At 61.6% G+C, this 24,738-nt stretch carries 25 protein-coding genes; 12 read left to right on the forward strand and 13 right to left on the reverse strand.

Annotated elements, in window-relative coordinates; all coding sequences use genetic code 11:
* Positions 1 to 9: 9 nt before the first annotated feature.
* Complete coding sequence (locus ABLU95_RS21945) at positions 10 to 1,275, reverse strand: MFS transporter (RefSeq protein WP_048334863.1); 1,266 nt, start codon at positions 1,273 to 1,275, stop codon at positions 10 to 12.
* Positions 1,276 to 1,329: 54 nt separating this feature from the next.
* Positions 1,330 to 4,437, reverse strand: a complete 3,108-nt coding sequence (locus ABLU95_RS21950) for a beta-galactosidase (protein WP_348880400.1) — start codon at positions 4,435 to 4,437, stop codon at positions 1,330 to 1,332.
* A 195-nt stretch (positions 4,438 to 4,632) separates the two neighbouring features.
* On the opposite strand from ABLU95_RS21950, the gene ABLU95_RS21955 reads away from it, so the two are divergent.
* Both ABLU95_RS21955 and ABLU95_RS21960 read left to right on the forward strand, forming a co-directional pair.
* Positions 4,633 to 5,697 (forward strand): LacI family DNA-binding transcriptional regulator, encoded by a 1,065-nt coding sequence (locus tag ABLU95_RS21955; RefSeq protein ID WP_147733422.1) that lies wholly within the window; start codon positions 4,633 to 4,635, stop codon positions 5,695 to 5,697.
* A gap of 264 nt (positions 5,698 to 5,961) precedes the next feature.
* A complete protein-coding gene (locus ABLU95_RS21960; protein WP_023289611.1) occupies positions 5,962 to 6,402 on the forward strand; it encodes a GNAT family N-acetyltransferase in 441 nt (146 codons plus the stop codon).
* A 54-nt stretch (positions 6,403 to 6,456) separates the two neighbouring features.
* On the opposite strand, the gene ABLU95_RS21965 is transcribed toward ABLU95_RS21960, so the two are convergent.
* Positions 6,457 to 6,672: a DUF4177 domain-containing protein gene (locus ABLU95_RS21965; protein WP_004205985.1), complete on the reverse strand. Its 216-nt coding sequence runs from the start codon at positions 6,670 to 6,672 to the stop codon at positions 6,457 to 6,459.
* On the reverse strand, positions 6,641 to 7,738 hold the full coding sequence (gene ftrA / locus ABLU95_RS21970) for a transcriptional regulator FtrA (RefSeq protein ID WP_348880401.1): 1,098 nt from the start codon (positions 7,736 to 7,738) through the stop codon (positions 6,641 to 6,643). The genes ABLU95_RS21965 and ftrA overlap by 32 nt, the downstream gene beginning before the upstream one ends.
* Positions 7,739 to 7,805: 67 nt before the next feature.
* Between ftrA and ABLU95_RS21975 the strand changes: the two genes are divergently transcribed.
* From ABLU95_RS21975 to urtE, 7 genes are all read left to right on the forward strand, one after another.
* On the forward strand, positions 7,806 to 8,204 hold the full coding sequence (locus tag ABLU95_RS21975) for a rhodanese-like domain-containing protein (RefSeq protein WP_023289613.1): 399 nt from the start codon (positions 7,806 to 7,808) through the stop codon (positions 8,202 to 8,204).
* Positions 8,205 to 8,352: 148 nt separating this feature from the next.
* Positions 8,353 to 9,456 (forward strand): cobalamin-independent methionine synthase II family protein, encoded by a 1,104-nt coding sequence (locus ABLU95_RS21980; protein WP_004205982.1) that lies wholly within the window; start codon positions 8,353 to 8,355, stop codon positions 9,454 to 9,456.
* A 170-nt stretch (positions 9,457 to 9,626) separates the two neighbouring features.
* Complete coding sequence (gene urtA, locus ABLU95_RS21985) at positions 9,627 to 10,898, forward strand: urea ABC transporter substrate-binding protein (protein ID WP_004205981.1); 1,272 nt, start codon at positions 9,627 to 9,629, stop codon at positions 10,896 to 10,898.
* A 61-nt stretch (positions 10,899 to 10,959) separates the two neighbouring features.
* On the forward strand, positions 10,960 to 12,534 hold the full coding sequence (gene urtB, locus ABLU95_RS21990; protein WP_348880402.1) for an urea ABC transporter permease subunit UrtB: 1,575 nt from the start codon (positions 10,960 to 10,962) through the stop codon (positions 12,532 to 12,534).
* Positions 12,534 to 13,607, forward strand: a complete 1,074-nt coding sequence (gene urtC, locus ABLU95_RS21995) for an urea ABC transporter permease subunit UrtC (protein WP_044522890.1) — start codon at positions 12,534 to 12,536, stop codon at positions 13,605 to 13,607. Before urtB ends, urtC begins: the two co-directional genes overlap by 1 nt.
* A complete protein-coding gene (urtD, locus tag ABLU95_RS22000; protein WP_101977513.1) occupies positions 13,607 to 14,404 on the forward strand; it encodes an urea ABC transporter ATP-binding protein UrtD in 798 nt (265 codons plus the stop codon). The genes urtC and urtD overlap by 1 nt, the downstream gene beginning before the upstream one ends.
* A gap of 9 nt (positions 14,405 to 14,413) precedes the next feature.
* On the forward strand, positions 14,414 to 15,112 hold the full coding sequence (gene urtE, locus ABLU95_RS22005; RefSeq protein WP_023289617.1) for an urea ABC transporter ATP-binding subunit UrtE: 699 nt from the start codon (positions 14,414 to 14,416) through the stop codon (positions 15,110 to 15,112).
* Positions 15,113 to 15,145: 33 nt separating this feature from the next.
* Here urtE and ABLU95_RS22010 read toward each other — a convergent pair whose 3' ends face one another.
* Positions 15,146 to 15,628, reverse strand: a complete 483-nt coding sequence (locus tag ABLU95_RS22010) for a helix-turn-helix domain-containing protein (RefSeq protein ID WP_023289618.1) — start codon at positions 15,626 to 15,628, stop codon at positions 15,146 to 15,148.
* A gap of 129 nt (positions 15,629 to 15,757) precedes the next feature.
* Positions 15,758 to 16,954 carry an efflux MFS transporter YdeE gene (ydeE, locus tag ABLU95_RS22015; protein WP_065812503.1) on the reverse strand — a complete coding sequence of 399 codons (1,197 nt, stop codon included), beginning with the start codon at positions 16,952 to 16,954 and terminating at the stop codon, positions 15,758 to 15,760.
* A gap of 195 nt (positions 16,955 to 17,149) precedes the next feature.
* Here ydeE and eamA point away from each other — a divergent pair, with 195 nt between their 5' ends.
* Complete coding sequence (gene eamA, locus ABLU95_RS22020) at positions 17,150 to 18,049, forward strand: O-acetylserine/cysteine exporter (RefSeq protein WP_023289620.1); 900 nt, start codon at positions 17,150 to 17,152, stop codon at positions 18,047 to 18,049.
* 48 nt (positions 18,050 to 18,097) lie between these two features.
* On the opposite strand, the gene marB is transcribed toward eamA, so the two are convergent.
* Genes marB through marR form a run of 3 tightly spaced genes read right to left on the reverse strand, consistent with a single transcriptional unit; the run spans position 18,098 to position 19,186 of the window.
* On the reverse strand, positions 18,098 to 18,316 hold the full coding sequence (gene marB / locus ABLU95_RS22025; protein WP_044522908.1) for a multiple antibiotic resistance protein MarB: 219 nt from the start codon (positions 18,314 to 18,316) through the stop codon (positions 18,098 to 18,100).
* 34 nt (positions 18,317 to 18,350) lie between these two features.
* Positions 18,351 to 18,731 (reverse strand): MDR efflux pump AcrAB transcriptional activator MarA, encoded by a 381-nt coding sequence (gene marA / locus ABLU95_RS22030; RefSeq protein WP_004205971.1) that lies wholly within the window; start codon positions 18,729 to 18,731, stop codon positions 18,351 to 18,353.
* Positions 18,732 to 18,751: 20 nt separating this feature from the next.
* Positions 18,752 to 19,186 (reverse strand): multiple antibiotic resistance transcriptional regulator MarR, encoded by a 435-nt coding sequence (gene marR / locus ABLU95_RS22035; RefSeq protein WP_004143563.1) that lies wholly within the window; start codon positions 19,184 to 19,186, stop codon positions 18,752 to 18,754.
* A 261-nt stretch (positions 19,187 to 19,447) separates the two neighbouring features.
* On the opposite strand from marR, the gene ABLU95_RS22040 reads away from it, so the two are divergent.
* The gene (locus ABLU95_RS22040) at positions 19,448 to 20,116 is read left to right on the forward strand and encodes a MarC family NAAT transporter (protein ID WP_004205969.1); all 669 of its coding nucleotides are present in this window, start codon (positions 19,448 to 19,450) and stop codon (positions 20,114 to 20,116) included.
* 68 nt (positions 20,117 to 20,184) lie between these two features.
* Here the strand turns inward: ABLU95_RS22040 and ABLU95_RS22045 are convergent, their stop codons facing one another.
* The gene (locus ABLU95_RS22045; RefSeq protein WP_032452773.1) at positions 20,185 to 21,384 is read right to left on the reverse strand and encodes a sugar transporter; all 1,200 of its coding nucleotides are present in this window, start codon (positions 21,382 to 21,384) and stop codon (positions 20,185 to 20,187) included.
* 201 nt (positions 21,385 to 21,585) lie between these two features.
* Between ABLU95_RS22045 and ABLU95_RS22050 the strand changes: the two genes are divergently transcribed.
* Positions 21,586 to 22,377 (forward strand): PhzF family phenazine biosynthesis protein, encoded by a 792-nt coding sequence (locus ABLU95_RS22050; RefSeq protein ID WP_023289623.1) that lies wholly within the window; start codon positions 21,586 to 21,588, stop codon positions 22,375 to 22,377.
* A gap of 50 nt (positions 22,378 to 22,427) precedes the next feature.
* On the opposite strand, the gene ABLU95_RS22055 is transcribed toward ABLU95_RS22050, so the two are convergent.
* From ABLU95_RS22055 to ABLU95_RS22065, 3 genes are read right to left on the reverse strand one after another with little or no spacing between them, the layout of a single operon-like run.
* Positions 22,428 to 23,105 carry an SDR family oxidoreductase gene (locus ABLU95_RS22055; RefSeq protein ID WP_048297478.1) on the reverse strand — a complete coding sequence of 226 codons (678 nt, stop codon included), beginning with the start codon at positions 23,103 to 23,105 and terminating at the stop codon, positions 22,428 to 22,430.
* The gene (locus ABLU95_RS22060) at positions 23,102 to 23,575 is read right to left on the reverse strand and encodes a YhcH/YjgK/YiaL family protein (protein WP_048297479.1); all 474 of its coding nucleotides are present in this window, start codon (positions 23,573 to 23,575) and stop codon (positions 23,102 to 23,104) included. Before ABLU95_RS22060 ends, ABLU95_RS22055 begins: the two co-directional genes overlap by 4 nt.
* Complete coding sequence (locus tag ABLU95_RS22065; protein ID WP_240247172.1) at positions 23,572 to 24,738, reverse strand: exo-alpha-sialidase; 1,167 nt, start codon at positions 24,736 to 24,738, stop codon at positions 23,572 to 23,574. Before ABLU95_RS22065 ends, ABLU95_RS22060 begins: the two co-directional genes overlap by 4 nt.

Consider the following 24,738-nt stretch of genomic DNA (forward strand, 5'->3'; position numbering starts at 1 on the left):
CGCGCCCGGTCAGGCGGGGGTCTGCGTCTCCGCTGTCGGCAGCAGGCTTTTGCCGCCGCGTAAGGTGATGAACGAGAGCAGGGTAAAGCTCAGGGTGATGCAGCCGAGGATCAGATAGGCCTGATGGAAGCCGACGGTGTCGTACATCCGGCCCACCCAGGCGGAAAGTACCACCCCGGACAGCTGTTTCGACAGGTTAAAGCCGATCAGAAACAGGGTGGCTGAGAGCCGCGGGTTAAAGGCGGAGGAGATATATTTAAAGGTCCCGACCAGCAGGAAGGGGATCTCAAACATATGCAGCATCTTGAGGATCACCACTTCCACCGCCGATGAGGCAAAAGACGACCCGAGAATACGCACCGACATGATCATCCCCGCGGTCAGCAGGGCGTTTTTGGCCCCGATACGGTTAACGATGGCCGGGGCGCAGAACATGATCACGGCATTGAGCAGCTCGCCACCGGTGGTGACGAAGCCAAACACTTCGGTACCGCGCTGCGGACTGGCGAAGAAGCTTTTGAAAAAGTTAGCAAATTGCTGGTCAAACACGTCGTAGACGCTGGCGACCCCCACCACATAGACGATAAAGCCCCAGAAGCGCGGCATACGCAGCAGCTCTGCCGCCGTACGCAGCGAAAAGGCCTGGCGATTGGCCCCGAGCGCCTCGATAACCTGGGCGCTGTTGCTGCTTTCCGGACGCGACAGCCAGAGCAGAAGACCCAGCACCAGCGCAAAGCCGGAGGCGATCCAGAAGGTAATATTGGGGTCGATGCCGAACAGCACGCCGGTTATCGAGGCGCACAGCGCCCAGCCGACGCAGCCAGCGACCCGCACTTTGCCATATTCAAAGCGGTTTGCCCGGCTGACGCGCTCGATATAGGCTTCCACCGCCCCGGAGCCGCTGGAGAAAACAATCCCCAGGTAGATCCCGCCCACCAGCGAACCGGCGATAATATTCATCTGCAGCAGCGGGGAGAAAACGAAAATAAAGAACGGCGCGAACAGAATTAACAGCACCGTAATAGTCCACAGCAGATGTTTGCGCAGGCCGAGCTTATCCGACATTAAACCAAATACCGGCTGAAAAATAATCGCGAACAACGAGATGGAGGAGAAGACGATCCCGGTTTCCGTTTTGGTTAAATGGTTAACGTCCGCCAACCACACCGGGAAAAACGGAAAATAGGCCGACATAATGAAATAGTAAAAGAAAAAGAACAGCAGGAAATAGACAAAATTATGCCGTTCTCGCGGCGCCAGTTCAGAGAATTTCATCACCATGATCCCTTGTTATTCTGTTTGTAGGGTGGGGGCTGCCGCCCCCACGGATTAAAGGCAACGCAATGAGACCTCGTACTGCCAGCGCGTTTGGGTCAGGAGCCACTGCGGCAGCACGCTTGGGGTCCAGGAGTCATCGCCTCCCACCCCCATATGCAGGCCGTCAAGGGTGATCCACACACCGTCTTCGGCCTGCATCTTGTGCCAGTGGTCGGTCTCCATCAGCTGACGGGTGCTCCACGGCTGAACGGAGAAGTGGAAATGACCGTTGACGTGCCAGCGTCCCCAGTCCAGCGCCTGAGTATCACAGCGCAGGCCGTTTTCCGTCGGGAAGATGTAGGGGGTGGTCATCGCCGCCAGCGGCTGCTCCCAGCGGGCGAAGCAGGCGCTGCTCCGCCGGTCGGGGTAGTTCTCATGCGGCCCCAGCCCCAGCCAGCTCACCGGCGCCTGCTGATCCGCCACCTGGAAGTGCAGCCCGACCCGCGGCAGCGGCGGCAGCGTTTCCGCGCGCTCGCCGTCCACCGCCAGCCGCACCGTTCCGTCCGCGGTAAAGCGCAGACGCCAGTGGCTGACAATCACCACCTCGTCTCCGCGCAGGTAGTGCCAGCGGCTGTCGACAAGGGTCTCATTCGCCAGACGCTGGGCGTCGCACTGCACGCAGCGCGCCTCAAGGTCGAACAGGCCGGCGCTTTTCCAGCGCTCCACCCAGGCGTTGGGGTCGATGTGCTCCACTTCGCTGACCCCGATGTCGTTGTCGAGCGGCGCACGGATAAACTGATCCCGCAGGGGGGTCAGCAGCTGCTCCTGACCGCCAACCGACCAGCCACTCAGCAAACCGGTCCGGCGATCGACGGTCCAGCACTGCGTGCCAGCGCGGATCTGCCAGGCCTCATCGCTGACGATAAGATCCGGGGCGCCGGCTGGCACCGTGGGCGCAGGCAGCGCCAGCGGCGCCGGCAGGGGATACTGCTGCCAGGCGACGCGATGATCCGCCGGGGACCAGGCTGTCGCCTGGGGCTGGACCACCTCCAGCGTCAGCCACACGGCGCGGGCGCCTGGCGGCAGGATCAGACTGTCGAGCAGCGTTATCTCGTCGCTGCCCTCAGGCGGGAGCGCCAGCGTCAGGTTGCCGTGGTACAGGGTTTCACCAGCCGCCTGCACCTGCCAGCGCAGCGCTTCGTTATCGGTCTGGCGGAACAGGTATTCGCTGGCGATGCGCACCCGCAGCGGCGAGGTCGACAGCAGGGCGAACTGGAAATACTGCTGGGCGTGCTTCGCCTCGACCAGCGACGGATGCGGCGTGCGATCGGGGAACACCAGACCGTTCATACAGAACTGGCGATCGTTCGGCTTATCGCCAAAGTCGCCGCCGTAGGCCCAGCCGACGCTGCCGTCGTCAAAGATTTTGCGGATCGCCTGGTCGGCCCAGTCCCAGATAAACCCGCCCTGCAGCCGCGGATACTCGCGGAAGGCCTGCCAGTAATCGGCGAAGTTGCCGAGGCTGTTGCCCATCGCGTGGGCGTACTCGCAGAGGATCAGCGGCCGCTGCTCGCCGGGCAGGCTGATCCATTTTTTGATCCCCCACTTCGGTACCGCCGGGATCGGCTGGTCGCGTTCGACGCGGGCGTACATCGGACAGATAATATCGGTGGCGGTGGTATCCGCGCCGCCGCCCTCGTACTGCACCGGACGGGTCCGGTCGTTACGCTTCAGCCAGTGGTACAGCGCTTCGTGGTTGCCGCCGCCGCCGGATTCGTTGCCCAGCGACCAGATGATAATGCACGGATGGTTGCGGTTGCTCTGTACCATCCGGGTGACGCGGGCGCTGAAGGCTGGCAGCCACGCCGGATCGTCGGACAGACGATTCATCGGCACCATGCCGTGGGTTTCAATATTGGCTTCATCGACCACGTACAGACCGTAGCGGTTGCACAGCTCATACCAGCGCGGGGCGTTGGGGTAGTGCGAGCAGCGGACGGCGTTAAAGTTGTTCTGCTTCATCAACAGAATGTCCTGCACCATATCCGCCTCGCTGACCACCTGACCGCGTAAATGGTGGTGTTCATGGCGGTTAACGCCGCGGATCAGCAGCGGTTTGCCGTTAAGGCGCAGCAGGCCGTCGGCGATCTCGATGCGGCGAAAACCGATATCCCACGCCTCTGCCTCCAGCAATGCCTCGCCGCGCCACAGGGTGACCACCGCCCGGTAGCAATCCGGGGTTTCCGCGCTCCAGTGCGCCGGCGCCGCCACCGCCAGGGAGAAATCGACCCGTTCGGCGTAACGGCCGCGCTCATCCACCGTCGGGGTGCCTAACGGCTGACGGTGGGCAACGACAGGCTGCTCGCCGCGCCACAGGCTAACCCCGACGCTGAGCCCGGCAAGCGCCGCTTCTGTCGCCTCGACGGTCGCCTGGACCTGCAGAGTGCCGTCGCGGCAGAGGGCGTCAAGGGTCGGCGTCAGCTGGACGTCGCTCAGCCGCTGGTGCGGCTTATTCAGCAGCCACACCGAGCGGAAAATACCGCTCATCCGCCACATATCCTGGTCTTCCAGCCAGCTGCCGGCGCTCCAGCGCATGACCATCACGCACAGGCGGTTGTCGCCCGGACGCAGAAAAGGGCTGAGATCGAACGCCGCCGGCAGGCGGCTGTCCTGGGAATAACCGACCCAGGCGCCGTTGCACCAGAGATGAAAGGCCGAGTTAACGCCGTCGAAAATAATCTGCGTCTGCCCGTCCGCGCGCCAGGCGTCATCGATCGCAACGTGCAGGGAGTAACAGCCGGTTGGGTTATCCTCCGGCACCCGCGGCGGGGTGGTGTCAATGGGGTAGCGGACGTTGGTGTAGATCGGCGCGTCATAGCCCTCCATCTGCCAGTTGGAGGGCACCGGCGTGCCGCGGCTGCCCGGCAGGTCCTGCGTCAGCCACTGCGCATCGACGGCAAACGGGCTGCGGGCGTAAGCAAATTGCCACTCGCCGTCCAGCTGACGACGACGGGGCGAAGGATGATTATCGCGGGCGGCAAGCTCATCGCGCCAGCTGGCGAACGCGGGATGGGCCGGCAGACGGTTGAGATGGGTAATGGTCTGGTTCTGCCAGTCTTCGCGGGCGAGGACGGCGTGGAAGTCAGGCGCGTGGCGGCGACTGGTATCGCTTATTGGCATAGTAATCCCCGGTAAGTCAGAAAATGTCGATCGCTAAACAGGATGAAGAACGTTATCGGGTAATTTGTTTTTTCCAGCAACGACGGCGGAAATGAAATTGACAGACGATCACGAAAGCGGGGGTAATACACTGTTTTTTGTCGTGCGTTAAACATAAAATGTTAGCGCACGACATTTTGTCGATGAGGAGAAACTATGCCGCGTCGTACCGCAACCCTGGAGGATGTCGCCCGCGCGGCGGGCGTCTCCCAACAGACGGTCTCCCGGGTCCTGAACCGTCCGGAAGTGGTGTCAGCCCGCACCCGCGAGCAGGTGATCCGCGCGATGCAGACGCTGCACTACGTGCCTAACCGCTCGGCGCAGCTGCTCGCCGGCAAAGCGGCGCCCTCCATTGGGCTGATTACCGCCTCGCTGACCCTGCATGCCCCCTCGCAGATCGCCGCCGCGGTAAAGAGCCATGCCAGCCTGCACCAGCTGGAGGTGGCGATAGCGATGCCAGCGCAGGCCGACTTCGCCGCGCTGCAGGCCCGGCTGGACGAACTGCGCGCCCAGCATATTCGCGGGGTGATCGTCAGCCTGCCGCTGGAGAGCGCCACCGCCGAGCGGCTGGTTAAAGAGAACCCGGATATGGCCTGCCTGTTTCTTGACGTCTCCCCGGAGGCCGATGTCTGCTGCGTGCGCTTCGACCATCGCGACGGCTGCGGAGCCTGCGTGCGCCATCTGTGGGAGCTCGGGCATCGCGAATTTGGCCTGCTGGCGGGGCCGGAAAGTTCGGTTTCCGCCCGTCTGCGTCTCGCCAGCTGGCGCGAGGCGCTGCACAGTCTGAACATTGCCCGTTCAACCACGGTGTTCGGTGACTGGAGCGCCGCCAGCGGCTGGCAGAAAACCTTCGAACTGCTGCACCTCCAGCCGCGGATCAGCGCCATTGTGGTGGCCAACGATCAGATGGCGCTCGGGGTACTCAGCGCGCTGGCCCAGCTCAATCGCAGCGGCAGCCAGGCGGTGTCGGTGACCGGCTATGACGATACCGCCGACAGTCTCTACTTTCAGCCGCCGCTCACCACGGTGGCGCAGGACTTCGATCTGCTGGGCAAACGGGCCGTGGAGCGGCTGATTGCTCTGATGGCGGCCCCGCAGATGCGGATCCGCGAGCTGCTGCCGACCCGGCTCATCGTGCGCCAGTCGGCGTGGCCGCTCGCCGCCGCGGAGGACCAACAGCAGACCCTGGCGCAGCTGAAAGCGTTGGTGGAGAAGCTTTAGCCGCAGACCGTTGAGGATTTATTGAGGTTGACCATGCTAACCTCGGGATCAAACGTAGAGAGGTCAGGATCCTCTGCCTGCGAAAAATGCAAAATACAATCTATCCATGCAAGCATTGATTTACCGCCAGTCACATGGCGGTTTTTTTTTGCCTCATCCCCGTTTTCCGCGTTGTTCCGTTGGTTTTTTCGCCTGGCATCCCCGGCGGCGGCATGCTACATCTTTCTTCCGGGATAGATGCCGAACACGGCGGGAGACAAGGTCATGATGGTGATTGAGGGCAAAGAGGCGATTGCGCGGGTAGACTGGCGGCGGGTGCGGACCATCGTCGCCGAGGCCGGGCTGAATGAACGTGATGTTCAGCAGCTGGAGCAGGCGTTTCGCCAGAGCACCTTCTGCTGGTTTGGCTATGAGAACGGTCAGCTGATTGCCGTGGCGCGCGCCATCAGCGACTGCACCTGGAGCAGCTACTTGTCGGATGTGGCGATCGTCCCCGACCGACAGGGGCAGGGTTACGGACAACAGCTGATGCTGGCGGTCCGGGAGCAGCTGCTGCCCTTTGGCAAAATTTTTATCTATGCGGTGGCCGATAAAATCGCGTTCTATCAGCGTTTTGGTTTTGCCATGCTGACCACCGGGATGGTCTGCGCTGGCGAGGAGGGCATGCGCAAAATGCACGAGCAGGGCTATATCCGCCAGCCCTGAGCGCGGATGCCAGGCAACGCCTGGCTTAAGCGTGCAAACCAGGCGCAGGCTCCGTCATAGGGGCCTTTCAAGCACAAACAGATATGCTTCCCGCGACCAGAACAGGGCGGTACGGCGGCGCTCCACCGACATGGTTTTTACCTCCCAGCCCTCGCGGGTATAGCTGCTGAGAAACTGGCTCATTTTGTCAGGGTCGGCTTTGGCTTCGCCAAAAAACAGGCTGCCCAGCAGGCCCTCTTTATAGATCACTACCCGACACTCTTTCTTCATCATCGACCATCCTGGCGACCGGTTTACTGTGGCTGTCTATTGTCCGTGGCTGCGAGGATTTTGCAATCGGAGAAGCAGCAAACTGTTTACGGTACTGCAGCGGGCTTAGCGCGAAGCGCAGGCGAAAATGGTGGCGCAGGGTGCCAGCGCTGGCAAATCCGCAGCTCTCAGCGATCTGGTCGATGCCCATCGTGCTCTCCGTCAGGTGCTGACGGGCGCGCAGCAGACGCTCCTCCACCAGCCAGCGGGCGGGGGTTTTGCCAGTGGCCTCTTCAAAGCGGCGCAAAAAGGTGCGCGTTCCCATGCCGGCGCGCTGCGCGAGGGAGGCGACGGTGTGGCTGGCGGCGAGATGCTGGTGCAGATAATCAAACAGCTGGCCAAGGCGCAGACTCTCCCGGCTGCGGGCCACCGGACGCAGGACCTGCTGCGCCTGACCGCCATCGCGATGGGGAGAGACCACCAGGCGGCGAGCGACCACATTCGCTGCCTCGCTGCCGAAATCCTCGCGCACCAGATGCAGACAGAGGTCGATCCCCGCCGCGCTGCCGGCGGACGTCATCAGCAAATCATCGCCCACGTAAAGGACATCCTCCACCACCTGGATCTGTGGAAAACGGGACTGCAGCGCCGCGGTGTAGCGCCAGTGGGTTGTCGCCTGGCGGCCATTGAGCAGCCCGGCGGCGGCGAGAACGAACACTCCGGAACAGATGGAGATTATTCGGCATCCGCGGGCGTGAGCGGCGGCCAGGGCGGCGCACAGCGCTTCGGGGACCGGGGCGTCGATGCCGCGCCAGCCCGGGACCACGATGGTCTGCGCCTGGGCGAGAAGCTCAGGGCCGCCGTCGGTCATCAGGCGGACCCCGCCGGTGGCTCTCAAAGGCCCTTCATCGACGGCGGCGACGGCGAACTGGTACCAGCGCTCGCCCATTTCCGGGCGCGGCAGGCCGAAGATCTCCACGGCCACGCCAAACTCAAACGTGCACAGGCCATCGTAGGCGAGGGCCACCACGCGGTGAGGTGACAGTGTCACCGAAGGGGTTGTCAGAATGTTAGCGTTTTCTGTCATGGTTGCCGGCAGATAAGGGTGATGGGCGTCAGTAAAGTAGTGTTATCACAGACAAGGAGAAGACGCCATGAGTGTAGTAAGCCAATTTACCCCCGCCACCTCCGCCGAGGCTATCCGCTGGTTCCGCCATAAGCTGCATCTCGAGACCGACTGCGCCGATGTGCACAGCGCCCAGCGTGCCGGCGAGGTCGACTTTGTCCTGCTGCACGTGGTCGGCAGCGAGGAGGCCTTCGCCAGGCGTCACCTGCCCGGCGCGCTGCATCTTCCGCACAGCCAGATCAGCGCCGAGAGAATGGCGGCCTGGCCGGCGGAGACCCTGTTTGTGGTCTATTGCGCCGGGCCGCACTGCAACGGTGCCGACGTTGCCGCGCTGAAGCTGGCCGAACTGGGGCGGCCGGTGAAAATGATGCTCGGCGGGATAACCGGCTGGGAAGATGAGGGTTATGCGTTTGTCGCCGGTAAGTGAATATTTTTCATGTACCATGAAATATTCTCGTTTGCGGCCCGTCGACCTGCATGCCAGTATCTGGACATATAGCCATCCAGAAGTCTAAAAATTCAAATAATGAACTATCACGGTGGGCAACTAACGCGCCCACCGCTAAGGAGACAGCATGCAACGTCAACAGGCCCCGTTCCGCGCAGACATCGTCGGCAGTTTTTTGCGTCCGGACAGTATCAAACAGGCGCGTCAGCAGCTGGCGGAGGGGCTTATCGACGCCGGTCAGCTGCGCGAAATTGAGAATAACGCTATCCGTCATCTGGTCCAGCAGCAGTGCGACTGCGGCCTGCACGTGGTCACCGACGGCGAGTTTCGTCGCGCATGGTGGCATTTCGATTTCTTCGACGGCCTGCAGGGCGTTGAGCGTTACGATGCCGAGCAGGGGATCCAGTTCAACGGCGTGCAGACCAAAGCCCACGGCGTACGCGTTACCGGCAAGCTGGCGTTCGGCGACCACCCGATGCTGGAGGATTTCCGCTATCTGAAAAGCATCAGCGGCGACGCGCAGCCGAAGATGACCATTCCCAGCCCGAGCGTACTGCACTTCCGCGGCGGTCGGAAAGATATTGATGCCACCGTTTACCCGGATCTCAGCGACTACTTCGACGACCTGGCCACCACCTGGCGCGACGCGATCCGCGCCTTTTATGACGCCGGCTGTCGCTATCTGCAACTGGACGATACCGTCTGGGCCTATCTGTGCTCCGATGCCCAGCGTCAGCAGGTACGCGAGCGCGGCGACGATCCGGATGCGCTGGCGCGCATTTATGCCCGGGTGCTGAACCAGGCGCTGGAAGGCAAACCGGCCGATCTGACGGTGGGCCTCCACGTCTGCCGGGGTAATTTCCGCTCAACCTGGATCTCGGAGGGCGGTTACGAGCCGGTGGCCGAGGTGCTGTTTGGCGGCGTCAATGTCGATGCCTTCTTCCTCGAATATGACAACGACCGCTCCGGGGATTTCGCGCCGCTGCGCTTTATTCGTCCCGGCCATCAGCAGGTGGTCCTCGGGTTGATCACCACCAAAAACGGCGAGCTGGAGAACCCGCAGGGGGTCAAAGCGCGTCTCGCCGAGGCGGCGCAGTATGTTCCGCTTGAGCAGATCTGCCTGAGTCCGCAGTGCGGTTTCGCCTCCACGGAAGAGGGTAACGCCCTCAGCGAAGACCAGCAGTGGCAAAAAGTTCGTCTGGTGACCGCCATCGCCGCCGACGTCTGGTAATGCCTTTCTTAGCGCAGCGTTGCACCGTGATGAGGCAACGCTGCCATCTCCTTCGCCTCCGCTCTCCGCCTGCGCCGCATCCCGCTGTTCTCACAACCTGGCACCGTTTTTGCCTTATCACCTCTGGTTAGCTGTTAATTCTTTATTTTTGCGCTACTCAGGAGTGAATCATGCAACGAAGAACGTTATTAAAAGCTTTTGCACTCTCCGCCTCTGTAATGGCTATGGGTCTCTCATTCCAGGCCTATGCCGCCGACACCATTAAAGTCGGGATTATGCATTCGCTCTCCGGGACGATGGCGATTTCCGAAACGCCGCTGAAGGACGTCGCCCTGATGGCCATCGACGACATCAACGCCAAAGGCGGGGTGCTGGGCAAGAAGCTGGAGCCGGTAGTGGTTGACCCGGCCTCCAACTGGCCGCTGTTCGCCGAGAAGGCGCGCCAGCTGCTGGCCCAGGACAAGGTGGCGGTGGTGTTCGGCTGCTGGACCTCGGTCTCGCGTAAATCGGTGCTACCGGTGTTTGAGGAGCTGAACGGCCTGCTGTTCTACCCGGTACAGTACGAAGGGGAAGAGATGTCCCCCAACGTCTTCTATACCGGCGCGGCGCCTAACCAGCAGGCCATCCCGGCGGTGGAATACCTGCTGAGCGAGGACGGCGGCGGCGCCAAACGCTTCTTCCTGCTGGGAACCGACTACGTCTATCCGCGCACCACCAACAAGATCCTTCGCGCCTTCCTGCATGCCAAAGGGATCCAGGACAAAGATATCGAAGAAGTCTACACCCCGTTCGGCTATAGCGATTACCAGACCATCGTCGCCAATATCAAAAAATTCTCCGCCGGCGGCAAAACGGCGGTGGTCTCCACCATCAACGGCGATTCCAACGTGCCTTTCTACAAAGAGCTGGCTAACCAGGGTCTGAAAGCGACCGACGTGCCGGTGGTGGCCTTCTCGGTGGGGGAAGAGGAGCTGCGCGGCATCGATACCAAACCGCTGGTCGGCAACCTCGCGGCATGGAATTACTTTGAGTCGGTCGATAACCCGACCAATAAAGCCTTTGTCGCCGACTATCGCGCTTACGCCAAAGCGCACAAGCTGCCGAATGCCGATACGGTGGTGACCAACGACCCGATGGAGGCGACCTGGGTGGGTCTGCATATGTGGGCGCAGGCGGTGACCAAAGCCGGCACCACCGACGTGGACAAAGTGCGCGACGCCATGGCCGGGCAAACCTTTAAAGCGCCGTCCGGTTTTACCCTGACGATGGATGCCACCAACCACCATCTGCATAAGCCGGTGATGATCGGTGAAATCGAAGGCAACGGCCAGTTCAATGTGGTCTGGCAGACCGATGAGCCCGTCCGCGCACAGCCGTGGAGTCCGTGGATCCCCGGTAATGATAAGAAACCTGACCATCCGGTGAAAACCGTCAGCCAGTAAGCGCCAGGGCCGACGGGGCGGGAGCGTCGATCCCGTCGGCCGCTGACCAGAGGAGAACGACATGAACGCATTGCGTCTCATGAGTGTGTTGGCGCTGCTGCTGAGCTTGCTGCCATGGCGGGCGCAGGCTGCGGAGGCGGATGATTTCGTCGCCGCCAGCCGCAGCCAGCAGGCGCAGCTGTTGACCAAGTGGGCGGCAGCGCCGCAGGCGGATCGCCTGCCGTTGCTGCGGGCGTTAACCAGCGAGAGCCTGGTGATGGACGACGGAAAACATGCCTTCCGCGCCCGACAGGGCGGCTTACAACCGCTGGGCGCCGCCGCCGCGCCGCAGGGCGACACCCGGCCGGTCCGTCTGACCAACCGCCTGCGCAATCTGGCTGCCGGCGCGCTGGCCAGCCATCTTATTTTAAGTGACAACGTCACAGATCGAGCGTCCGCGGCGCGCACCCTACAGCGGGAAGCGACCCCGGCCATGGCCGCTCTGCTGCAGCAGCGGCTGAAGGCGGAGAACGATGATAATGTGCGGGGCCTGCTGGAGGTGGCGCTGGCGCGCCTGCAGTTGACTCAGCCTGAGCCCAGCGCGCGGCTGTCCGCCGTGACGCTGCTCGGCCATTCCGCGGACCCGGAAACCCAGGCGCTGCTGATCCCCTTTACCGATGCCCAGCATGAGCCGGATGCGGCGGTGCGCGAGGCGGCCAGCGACAGCCTGCAAAAGATCAAACATCGTCTGCTGCTCGGCGATCTGCTGGGCCAGGCCTTTATGGGGCTGTCGCTGGGCTCGGTGCTGCTGCTGGCCGCGCTGGGGCTGGCGATCACCTACGGCCTGCTGGGGGTGATTAACATGGCCCATGGCGAGATGCTGATGATCGGCGCCTACAGCTGCTGGCTGGTACAGCAGGTCCTGGCGCAGCTCGCGCCGCAGTGGCTGGCCTTTTATCCGCTGGTCGCGCTGCCGGTGGCCTTCCTGGTCACCGCCGGGATCGGCATGGCGCTCGAGCGCACCATTATTCGTCATCTGTATGGTCGGCCGCTGGAGACGCTGCTCGCCACCTGGGGGATCAGCCTGATGCTTATTCAGCTGGTTCGGATGCTGTTCGGCGCCCAGAACGTGGAGGTGGCGAACCCCGCCTGGCTCTCCGGCGGCGTGCAGGTCCTGCCGAACCTGATCCTGCCGTGGAACCGGCTGGCGGTGCTGGCGTTCGTCCTGCTGGTGCTGTGCTTCACCTGGCTCATCCTGAACCGCACCCGCCTCGGAATGAACGTCCGCGCCGTGACGCAGAACCGGGCGATGGCCGCCTGCTGCGGCGTGCCTACCGGGCGGGTGGATATGCTGGCCTTTGGTCTCGGCTCCGGTATTGCCGGGCTGGGCGGCGTGGCGCTGTCGCAGCTTGGCAACGTCGGCCCGGAGCTGGGTCAGGGCTATATCATCGACTCGTTCCTGGTGGTGGTCCTGGGCGGCGTCGGTCAGCTGGCCGGCAGCGTGGCGGCAGCCTTTGGGCTGGGCATTTTCAACAAAATTCTCGAACCCCAAATGGGCGCGGTGCTGGGCAAGATCCTGATCCTGGTGATGATTATTCTGTTTATTCAGAAACGCCCGCAGGGTCTGTTCGCGCTGAAAGGGAGGGTTATTGACTGATGAGCCAACCCATTACCTTAACGCTGGCGCAGCGCGCGCCGCGGCCTCTGCGCTGGCTGGGGATCCTGCTGGTGCTGGGGCTGCTGAGCATGCCATTCCTGGCGCTGCTGCCGGCCTCCCATCCGCTGGCGGTGCCGAGCTGGCTGCTGACCCTGAGCGGTAAAATCCTCTGCTACGCCATCGTGGCGGTGGCGCTGGATCTGGTCTGGGGCTACGCGGGTATGCTATCCCTTGGCCACGGGATTTTCTTTGCCCTCGGCGGGTACGCCATGGGCATGTACCTGATGCGCCAGGCGGCGGGGGACGGTCTGCCGGCGTTCATGTCTTTTCTCTCCTGGAACGAGCTGCCCTGGTTCTGGTGGGGCACGCAGCATTTCGCCTGGGCGATGGCGCTGGTGGTGCTGGTTCCCGGCCTGCTGGCGCTGGTTTTCGGCTGGTTCGCCTTCCGCTCGAAGATCAAAGGGGTCTATTTCTCGATCATGACCCAGGCCTTGACCTATGCCGGTATGCTGCTGTTCTTTCGCAACGAGACCGGGTTTGGCGGTAACAACGGCTTCACCGGATTTACCACGCTGCTGGGCTTTCCGGTCACCGCCACCGGCACCCGGGCGGCGCTGTTTATGGCCACGGTTCTGCTGCTGTTGCTGACCCTGTGGCTGGGCTCGGCGCTGGCGCAGAGTAAGTTTGGCCGCATCCTCACCGCGGTGCGGGATGCCGAGAACCGCCTGATGTTCTGCGGGTACGACCCGCGCGGCTTCAAGCTGCTGGTGTGGACGCTGTCGGCGGTGCTCTGCGGCCTGGCGGGGGCGTTATACGTCCCGCAGGTGGGGATCATCAACCCCAGCGAAATGTCGCCGACCAACTCCATCGAGGCCGCCATCTGGGTGGCGCTCGGCGGGCGCGGCACCCTGATCGGCCCGGTGCTTGGCGCCGGGCTGGTCAATGGCGCGAAAAGCATTTTCACCGTGGCGATGCCGGAGTACTGGCAGCTGTTTCTTGGCCTCATGTTCATCATCGTGACCCTGTTTTTACCCCGCGGGGTGATGGGGCTGCTGCGTCGAGGAGACCGCTAATGCAACCGGATGAAGGACTGTTTACCCGCCAGCTGCCCGGAGATCGCTTCCGTGCGCAAACCGACCCGGTACTGCAGCTGGAGAACATTAACGTCAGCTTTGACGGTTTCCGGGCGCTGACGGATCTGTCGCTGTCGATAGGCGTCGGCGAGCTGCGCTGCGTGATCGGCCCCAACGGCGCGGGCAAGACCACCCTGATGGACGTGATCACCGGTAAAACCCGGCCGCAGAGCGGCAAAGCGATCTATGACCAGTCGGTGGATCTGACTACTCTCGACCCGGTGGCCATCGCCCGCCAGGGTATCGGGCGCAAGTTTCAAAAGCCGACGGTCTTCGAAGCGCTGACGGTGGCGGAAAATCTCGCCCTGGCGATGAAGGGGGATAAATCGGTGTGGGCCAGCCTGCGCGCCCGGCTGAGCAGCGAACAGGACGATCGGCTGAATGAGGTGCTGCGCCTGCTGCGCCTCGACGGCGAACGCTACCGCCAGGCGGGTCTGCTGTCCCATGGCCAGAAACAGTTTCTTGAGATCGGCATGCTGCTGGTGCAGGAGCCGCATCTGCTGCTGCTTGATGAGCCAGCGGCCGGCATGACCGATGCGGAAACCGAATATACCGCGGAGCTGTTTCGCACGCTGGCCGGACAGCACTCCCTGATGGTGGTGGAGCACGACATGGGGTTTGTCGAGACCATCGCCGACCGGGTGACGGTCCTGCATCAGGGCCAGGTGCTGGCGGAGGGGTCGCTGCGGGAGGTGCAGGCCAATGAGCAGGTCATTGAAGTTTATCTGGGACGTTAAGGAGCGACAATGTTACAGGTGAGTCAGTTACATCAGTACTACGGCGGGAGCCACATCTTGCGCGGGGTGGATTTTACCGCCCGTCAGGGCGAGGTCACCTGCCTGCTGGGGCGCAACGGCGTCGGTAAGACCACGTTGCTGAAATGTCTGATGGGGCTTATTCCGGCGCGCAGCGGCGAGGTGCGCTGGCAGGATCAGAACATCACCCACCGTAAACCGCACCAGCGGGTGCAGGCCGGGGTGGCCTACGTCCCCCAGGGACGCGAGATTTTTCCTCGCCTGACGGTGGAAGAAAACCTGCTGATGGGGCTGTCGCGCTTTCCCGCCCGCGAGGCGCAGCAGGTGCCGGAGGAGATTTACCAGCTTTTCCCGGTGCTCAAGACCATGAAGCAGCGGCGGGGCGGTGACTTATCCGGCGGTCAGCAGCAGCAGCTGGCGATCGGCCGCGCGCTGGCCAGCCGTCCGCAGCTGCTGATCCTCGATGAGCCCACCGAGGGGATCCAGCCCTCGGTCATCAAAGAGATTGGCGAGGTGATCCGTCAACTGGCGAGCCGCGGGGATATGGCCATTCTGCTGGTGGAGCAATTCTATGACTTTGCCGCCGGGCTGGCGGACCACTACCTGGTGATGTCGCGCGGCGCCATCGTCCAGCAGGGAAAGGGCGGAGATATGGAAACCGACGGCGTGCGAGCCCTGGTGACTATCTGATCGGGCCGGCGGCGCGCGCCGCCGGTTTCCATGCTATTTACGCAGCAGCCGCTGCAGGCGCGCCTGGCGCCAGTTTTTGATCCATTCGCCAAAGACGAACAGACGTAATCCTCTCACCACCAGCAGAGCGCCCCAGATCAGAGCGACCCAGCCGGACCAGTAGTACTGCGGGTTCGTGTACCGGTTGAGCACCGCCAGCAGCACGCAGACCACCAGCGCCACCGACAGCGAACGAAAAAAGCGACTCTCCTGCTGCACCCGCGCTTTCGCTTCCTCTATACGCAGATCCAGCGAAGCTTGCGGACCCGGCGCGCCCTCCCGCGAGGCTTCGCCGCCGATCTCGGCCACCGTCACCTCAAAGACCGCGGCGAGGGCGCTGAGGGTCTCCAGCCCCGGGCGTTCGCCATTCTCAATGCGCTGGATCGTGCGGACGCTGAGCCCCGCCATTTCGGCCAGCTGTTCCTGGGACCAGGCGCGCTGCAGCCGTAATTGTTTGACCTGATTGATGCTGTTCATATTCATATGCTCCATGACGTTCTGCGGATGTAAACCTGTGATGGAGTATGGAAAAGCGGGCCGTCAGCCACCACGACAGCGACCCGACAACGGCCCGACAGCAACCTGACAGCCGCATGTCAGCTGGCGTCAGGCCCTGGCCAGCGGGGAATCCGGCTGCCAGGGACGGGCATTCATCCCCCGGAAAATCATCAGCCAGGCGGCGACAATGGCCGCGATAAGAATGACAAACAGCGACCAGTGCGGCAGATGGGTGAGGATCAACCCGGTGAACATCGGGTTGAAGGCCGCGCCCAGCCATCCCAGCGACTGAGCGGAGAAGTAGCTGGCCTTCATTCCCGGCGGGGCGATATGGTCAATCAGCATATACTCGCCGGGGGCATAAATCACCTCGCCAAGGGTGAAGATCGCCGCCGAGATCCCCCACGCCCACAGGCTGGCGCCGGAGAACATAAAGCCCACGAGGCCGATCACAAAGCAGACGGTACCGAAGGTCATCAGCGGGCGGATATTTCTCGCGCTCAGCCGCCGGCCAACGGCGTACTGCAGGGCGACGACCACCGCGGCGTTAACCGGCAGCACCACGGCCACGACTTTCTCGGCGAAGTCGCTGCTGGCGACCACCAGCACGTACTGCGAGATACAGGAGGCGAAGGCGCCGCCGACGAAGGAGGCCAGCAGCCCGGAACAGGTAAACCACAGCAGCGCGCGGTCGCGCAGCAGCACCGAAGGCGTCCAGGCGGCAGCTCCCGGCTGGGCGGCGGTGGCCCCATCCCGCTGGAGAAATAGCTGAATAAACACCAGCGGGAAGGCGGCGCAGGCCGCCGCCAGCCAGAAGGGCAGATTAATGCTGTGCATCACCAGCAGCGTGCCGATAGGCGGCCCGACGGTCCAGCCGATGTTGAGGATGGTGTAGTTCAGCGAGAAGATGCGCGCTTTTTTCTCCGCCGTCAGCCGGTCGGCGAACCAGGCTTTCAGTACGGTGGAAAAGACCGAATAGGCGCAGTTGATCAGCGCAAAGAAGATCACCACCAGGGTCGCGTTATGGACCAGCGGTATCGCGCTGAAACCGAGGATAAATACCAGCACTGACCACACCATATAGCGCTTTTTGTCGAACTTGTCCGCGAGGATGCCAAAGCCCATGCTGAACAGCACGCCGACCACCAGGGCCAGCGACAGGGCGTAGCCGATCACATCCACCTCCAGCTGATAGCGTCGGGTGAGGTAGATGGTCATAAACGGCAGTGTGGCCCCGCGGCCGATAGTCAACAGTAACGACGATGCCAGCAGCGCGATGGTGGAGCGCCGGAGTGTGGTGATCATGATTTCCTTGCCTGTCATGTTGTTATAATTTTATGTCTTCGATCACAAATAACACGGTCATCACGCCTTGTACAGGTCGCCCCGGTCGCGATCGGCACTTCTGAACCTGCCAAAAATAATGATCTATCCTGGCGGCCGCTTTTTCGCTACTTTGATTTTGTTCACAAAAATTCTAATAACGACAGAGGCAGGGGTATGACGAGGAAAGATGGACTGCTGGCGCTGCTGGTAGTGGTGGTGTGGGGGCTTAACTTCGTGGTGATTAAGCTGGGATTGCACAATATGCCGCCGCTGATGCTGGCGGGCCTGCGCTTTATGCTGGTGGCCTTCCCGGCGCTGCTGTTTGTCGCCCGGCCAGCCATTCCGCTGCGCCTGCTGTTGGGCTATGGCCTGACCATTAGCTTTGGCCAGTTTGCCTTTCTGTTCTGCGCTATCGGCCTGGGCATGCCGGCGGGGCTGGCGTCGCTGGTTCTGCAGGCGCAAGCCTTCTTTACCATCATCCTCGGCGCCTTCGTCTTTGGCGAACGCCTGCAGGGCAAGCAGCTGGCGGGGATCGCTCTGGCGATCTTCGGCGTGCTGGTGCTGGTGGAGGGGAGCCTCGGAGGGGAACATGTCCCGCTGGTGGGCTTTATGCTGACCCTGGCGGCGGCGCTCAGCTGGGCCTGCGGCAATATTTTCAACAAAAAAATCATGTCCCAGGCGACCCGGCCGCCGATCATGTCGCTGGTGGTGTGGAGCGCATTGATCCCGGTGCTGCCGTTTATGCTCGCCTCGTGGCTGATCGATGGCCCGCAGTTGATGCTGGCGAGTCTGCGCCAGATCGATGTGCTGACGGTTCTCTCGCTGCTTTACCTGGCGTTTATCGCCACTATTGTCGGCTACGGTATCTGGGGCTCGCTGCTGGGGCGGTATGAAACCTGGCGGGTGGCGCCGCTGTCGCTGCTGGTGCCGGTGGTGGGGATGGCCAGCGCCGCGCTGCTGCTGGGAGAGACGCTGAGTGGACTGCAGCTCGCCGGGGCGGCGCTGATCATGGCCGGGCTCTATATCAACGTTTTCGGTCTGCGTCTGGTGCGGCCGGGCATGGCGCGCGGGTAAAAAAAAGCCCCGGAGACGGGGCTATACACAAGTATGCGTGTAATGGCATCACAGGTCGTGCTGCTGGTAGTACGGCACGCCAAGTTCGTCAGATTTATCATTGCCGGCCGCCATATGATTGAAATCAAACGGCGAGTCGTTATGTTCCGAAGGGAGAATCATTGTGTCACGCTGGTTTTGCCGCACCGGCGTGGTGGTTTGCTCCGCATAGCTGAAGCTGGATGCCAGCGACAGAACGACGATGGCTGCGGCAGCGAATAGTTTCATGATTTCCTCAATACGTCTTTAATAATGCAGGCGATTAACAACAGTTATTTAGCGGATGCAGATAGCGGGATTCGCCAGGTACATTCGTTATGCGATATTTGTGGGGCGGAACATCGAAATAGTTTTTAAACGTTCGCGTCAGGGTCTGCTGCGATTCGAAACCGTAGCGTTCCGCCAGGTACAGGATTGGTTCATTGCTCTGCTTGAGCTTTTGCGCAATCTCCGTCAGCTTACGGCTGCGGATGTACTGGCCGAGGGAATGGCCGGTCTCTTTCTTAAACATACGTTGCAGGTGCCACTTGGAGTAACCTGAGCGCTCAGACACTTTTTCCAGCGACAGGGGCGATTCCAGGTTATCCTCGATCCACGACAAAATACTATGGATAGTGATGGCGTCATTATTACGTCTGGACATCATCTTACCTCTTCTTATTTTTACGGCAGGACCTTCTTGAGGAGTTGCTCAAGCATGGCGACTTCGTCCGCCGACAGATTTTTTGTTAACTCCTGGTGTAACTTCTGACCCACAACCTGATGACACTGCTCGCAAAGGGCTGCGCCGTCTGGCGTCAACTGCACCAGCACGCCACGCTTGTCAGCGGGGTTGGGTAACCGTTCAATCCAGCCTTTACACGCCAGGCGGTCGAGCATACGCGTCATCGCGCCCGGGTCGACGGAAAGCACGGTTTTCAGCTCAACGGGGGTAATACATACCTCGCAACGAATGGAACAGAGCACCCGGAACTGGGTCGCGGTAATATCCATGGGTGAGAGGTAGTCGTTGAGCAGGCGATCTTTTTTCTGGTTAACCATCTGGATCAAGCGGCCCAGCGGGATCATCTCGTTGAACAGGTCGCTGGTACTTTTCATGATGGTTGCCCAGGCAATGATTTAGTTGCGAGTGATACTATTGCCCAGGCAATCATAAGTCAACATTATGAATTGGCCGATGCCACGATTTGCTAAAACAAGAAAATTCTACACGGGTCACTGTTTGTGAATTTTCTAACGCTTGTTAATTTTTGGCGAAGGTGATTTATCAGCAGGCTGGCGTTGGAATTGTTGAAGACGGTATACTCACGGCGTGAAACCATCCTTAAAAAATGAATATTTACGGGACTTTTTTTAACTATGTTTGATTTGTTTAAAGCGATAGGGCTCGGCCTGGCGGTGCTGTTACCGCTGGCGAATCCGCTGACTACCGTGGCGCTGTTCCTTGGCCTGGCGGGCAATATGAACAACGCCGAGCGGAACAAACAGGCGTTGATGGCTTCGGTGTATGTCTTCGCCATCCTGATGGTGTCGTGGTATGCCGGCCAGGTGGTGATGAATACATTCGGCATATCAATACCTGGGCTGCGTATCGCCGGGGGGTTGATTGTGGCCTTTATCGGTTTCCGCATGCTGTTCCCCCAGCAAAAAGCCCACGATTCGATGGAAGCGAAGATCAAATCGGAAGAGCTACAGGATGAGCCAACCGCCAATATCGCCTTTGTGCCGCTGGCCATGCCAAGCACCGCCGGTCCGGGCACCATCGCGATGATCATCAGTTCCGCCTCAACCGTGAAGCACGGCGTGGACTTCCCGGAGTGGGTGGTGCTGGCGGCGCCGCCGATTATCTTTGCCCTGTTGGCGATCATTCTCTGGGGTTGCCTGCGCAGTTCGGGGGCGATTATGCGTCTGGTAGGCAAAGGCGGCATTGAGGCCATTTCGCGGCTGATGGGCTTCCTGCTGGTCTGCATGGGCGTGCAGTTCATTATTAACGGCGTGCTGGAGATCATTTCGACCTGGCATCCCTGACCGCGGTGATGCGCAGAGAGACAAAAGCCCGCCGGAGCGATACCGACGGGCTTTTTTTTGCGGCTCAATCAAGAGTGGTGCGGCTGGTGCTCTTCCAGCGATACCGGCCAGCGACGGAAGATCAGCAGGGCCCAGATCAGGCCTGCCAGCGCCGGGATGGCGCCGATGTAGCCGATGGAGGCCATAGAGAGGTGCAGACTCACCTGGCTGCCCACCAGCGCGCCGGCGCCAATGCCGATGTTAAAGATGCCCGAGAACAGCGACATGGCGACGTCGGTAGCGTCCGGGGCGGAGGCCAGCACTTTCACCTGCATGCCGAGACCGATAATCATGATCGCCACCCCCCAGAAGATGCTGAGCAGCATCAGGTGGTGCGGGTTATGCGAGGCCGGCAAAAGCAGCAGCAGACAGGCCAGCAGCAGGCCGATGGCGAGGCTTATCAGCCCCGAAGCGTGCTGGTTACCGAGCTTGCCGAACAGAATGCTGCCGATAATCCCGGCCCCGCCGAGGATCAGCAGCAGTACGGTGGCAAAATTGCCGCTCAGACCCGCCACCGTCTGGACGAAGGGTTCGATATAGCTGTAGGCGGTATAATGGGCGGTCACCACCACCACGGTCAGAATGTACACGCTGACCAACGCCGGGCGACGGAACAGCACCGGCAGGCTTTTCAGCGAGCCTGAGTGTTCGCTTGGCAGCGTCGGCAGCAGTTTCACCAGGCAGGCCAGAGTGGCTAAGGCGCCGAGGCCGATCGCCAGGAAGGTCATCCGCCAGCCAAAATACTGGCCGATGATGCGGCCGATCGGAATGCCAAACACCATCGCCAGCGCGGTACCGGTGGCGATCAGGCTCAGCGCCTGCGCCCGTTTGCCCGGAGGCGCCATGCGGATGGCCAGCGCCGACGTTATCGACCAGAACACCGCATGGGCGAAGGCGATGCCGATGCGGCTGATGACCAGCACGTCAAAATTCCATGCAAAGAACGACAGCACATGGCTGGCGATAAACAGAATAAACAGGCCGATGAGCAACCGCCGACGCTCCACTTTGCTGGTCAGCAGCATAAACGGCAGCGACATTAACGCCACCACCCATGCGTAGATGGTCAGCATCATGCCCACCTGGGCGGTTTCCATGCCGAAGCTGTCGGCAATATCCGACAGCAGACCGACCGGGGCAAATTCTGTGGTGTTAAAAATAAACGCGGCGATGGCCAACGTCACGACACGTAGCCACGCTACCTTGCGTGAGACCGTATTCGTAGTCATAAGCTCTGGACTGGTGATTCAGGGGAAGATGTGACGCTGATCTTAAAACGTTTGCTGGCGAAAAGACAATCATTTTGTGATCTGCATCTCATTTCACTGCAAACGGCCAGGTGCGGTTAAGCAATTAATTTTGCTATGGATAGTGTCAGGGGGGCGCTTTTATGTCATGTTGAAGGAAAGTAAAAAAAGTAAGGACAGTGTATGCAGGAAATACAATTTTATCTGGTCGATGCTTTCAGCGATAAAAACTTCGGCGGCAATGCCGCGGCCGTTTGCCCCCTCAGCGAGTGGTTAGCCGACGATGTGCTGCTGAAAATGGCCCAACAGCATAACCAGTCCGAAACGGCGTTCTTCGTCCGCACCGACGAAGGCTATGAGCTGCGCTGGTTTACCACCCTTGGCGAGATCAACCTCTGCGGCCACGCCACCCTGGCGACGGCGCACGTTATTTTTGAATATCTCGACCATCCCTCGGCGACGATTACCTTTAGCACCCGTTTTGTCGGCGACCTGCGGGTGACCCGCAGCGGCGACTGGCTGACGCTCGACTTCCCGGCGTGGACGACCACCCCGGTGGCCAATCCGCCGGCGGACCTGCTGGCCGGGCTGGGCCTCGAGGCGGCCGTCGAGGTACGGGAAGGGCGCGATTATCTGGTGCTGCTGGCGGATCGCCGGCAGGTTGAAGCGGTGCAACCGGACATGGCGCGCCTGCAGACGCTCGGCAAAATGATCTGCGTGAGCGCGCCGGATGAGGAATATGACTTTGTCAGCCGCTTCTTCTGCCCGGGAGAAGGGGTGCCGGAGGATCCGGTGACCGGCTCCGCCCACAGCATGCTGATCCCCTGGTGGGGCGACAAACTGGGGAAAACCACCATGATGGCGCGCCAGGTCTCCGCCCGCGGCGGGGATCTGCGCTGCCAGTGGCAGGGCGACCGGGTGCTGATCGGCGGCCAGGCCACCACCTATCTGCGCGGGACTGTCTATTTACGTTAATCCTCACCGCCGCGTCGTTCCGTTGTCCGGGGACGGCGCGGCGTGCGTCATCAGGCAAGGGAGGCGCCACCGCACATCACCAGCTCCTGTCCGGTCATCGCCGATGCGCCCTCACTCAATAACCAGCTTATCAGCGAGACCACCTCCTGCGGGGTAATGAGCCGCCCCAGCGGCGGCAGCCGCGGCGGAGAGCTTTCCCTGCCAGGCTGATGGAGCATCGGCGTATCGGTTGCCCCGGGCGCCACCACGTTGACCGTCACCCCTGCGGGCGCCAGCTCTGCCGCCCAGCTTCTGGCAAGGGCGACCAGCGCGGCTTTGGTGGCCGTATACTGGGAACGACCCGCTGCGCCTCGTGATGTTCGGCTTCCCAGCAGAACAACCCTCCCGCCCGGCTCCATGGCCGGGGCGAAGTGATTGACCAGCGTTTGGGCCGCGTCGACATGTAAACGCCACAGCGACTCGCCGCGCAGTGGATCAAGATTGCCCAGGGGCGCGGCGGTCATCGAACCCGCGGCGTGGATGATGGCCTGAGGAGGCTCAATCTGTTCCAGCGCCGCCAGCAGCGCGCTGCGTTGGCTGACATCGACCTCCAGATGGCGAAAGTTCGGCTGTGAGAAGGGCGGCAGCGAACGGCTCATGCCGACCACCTGCCAGCCGTCCTCCAGCAATTGCCTCACCACCGCGGCGCCGATCCCGGAGCTGGCCCCGGTGACTATGGCCCGCTTCATTGCGCCTCCAGCATCGCTGCCGGTATCTTGAATACCGCTTTTCTGACCGGCGCTGGCGTCGAAACCGCACACAGCGCCTGGTGCGGTTCGCCGGGGTAAAAGACCGCGAAGTCGCCGGGACGCAGCAGAATAGAGACACTCTCCGGGGCCGGCTGACAGAGATAGAGGTCGGGCTTAAGCTCATTATCCTGCGGGCGCATCACGGCAGCCATGCCCGCCTGGATCCGCTCCTCGCCGGCCAGGATGACCTGAATATCCGCCCACTGGCGATGATATTCCGTATGCCGCTCGGCCGCAGGCTGGGTTTGCGCCACGCCGAGGGTGCAGAACCACGGCGCGCCGTCGGGCTGGAAGCGGCCATCCTCTCTGGCGCTCAGGGCGGCCAGCGAACAGGCCTCGCTGCTCAAAAGCTGCTTTAACGCCGGCGGCAGACCAGCCTGGTGCAGCGCCTGCAGGGTACCGATAATCATGCGCTTTCTCCTTTCACCCACTGTGGCGAAACGCGAACATACTTGATCGCCTGACGGTACCAGGTGTAGGCGATATGCAAATTACCGTCTGCTCCCTGTTTGATGCTGGGGTAGGAGAACTCCCGGTTCAGCTTCTGCTCCGAATTATTGGTCATGCAGTAGCCGTCGCCCTCGTCAAGATTACGCAGCCACGGCCAGCTTTTGCCGCCGTCAGGCGAGATCGCCACCGTCATCGGCGCGCGGGGCGCGCCCCAGAAGGCGCTTTTTCCGGTTGTTTCCGGCTCCTTACGGCCATCGTCATCCGCAATTTCATCGTACAGTGAGGCTCGGCGTTCGGTGGCCCCGGCGGCGCTCATATTATTAAACACCAGCGCCAGTTCGCCATTGTCGAGAGTCGTCGCCTGAATGGACGAGTTGTTGTTCGGCAGCGTCGTTGGCACCGGCGCAGACCAGCTTTCACCCTGGTCGCTGGAGCGGCTGAACCAGATGTGATCCGCCCAGCGACTGCGAAAGAAGGCCGCCAGTCCGCCGTCGGGATGCGCGGTGATGCTCATATGGACGCAGCCAAGACTCTCCGGGACCGCCACGTCGCGCCAGCTTCTGCCGCCGTCGGAGGAGATCTTCACCGCGCTGACGTCATTATTACCCACCCATTTCTCGCCGGGTGCAGTGCGGCAGTAAAACACCGGCAGCAGCCAGCTGCCGTCAGGCATGACGCTAATCGGCTGGCGAATAAAGGTACCGGGCTGATCCAACAGGGTGTCGATGGGTCCCCAGCTTTGCCCGCCGTCGTGTGACTGGCGGTAGCGCACAATGGCGGTATCCTGGTTGCCGGCGAATTGCGCCGTCCATAACAGCCACACTACCTGGTCCGGCGCCTGAAACAGCACCGGATTTTGTTCCGAGCGGTCAGGATCGTCGGAGAGCTTAACCGCTTCGCTCCAGCGATCGCTGCCGGGGGCTAACCGCGAACCCCAGATCGAAATGTCGGCTTTCCCCTCCTGGGAGCCGCCGAACCAGACGCACATCAGGCAGCCATCATCCAGCTGAAGCAGGTTGGCGGCATGATTTTGCGGGCAGGCGTTGGGGAGCATCGCCCATGCGATATGTTCATCTTGCTGGTGCTGGCGAATGACGCCGTCGAAAGAAGGAATTGCGGACAT

Source organism: Klebsiella sp. GG_Kp146 (genome assembly GCF_040061975.1).
In the GTDB taxonomy this organism is placed as follows: domain Bacteria; phylum Pseudomonadota; class Gammaproteobacteria; order Enterobacterales; family Enterobacteriaceae; genus Klebsiella; species Klebsiella quasipneumoniae.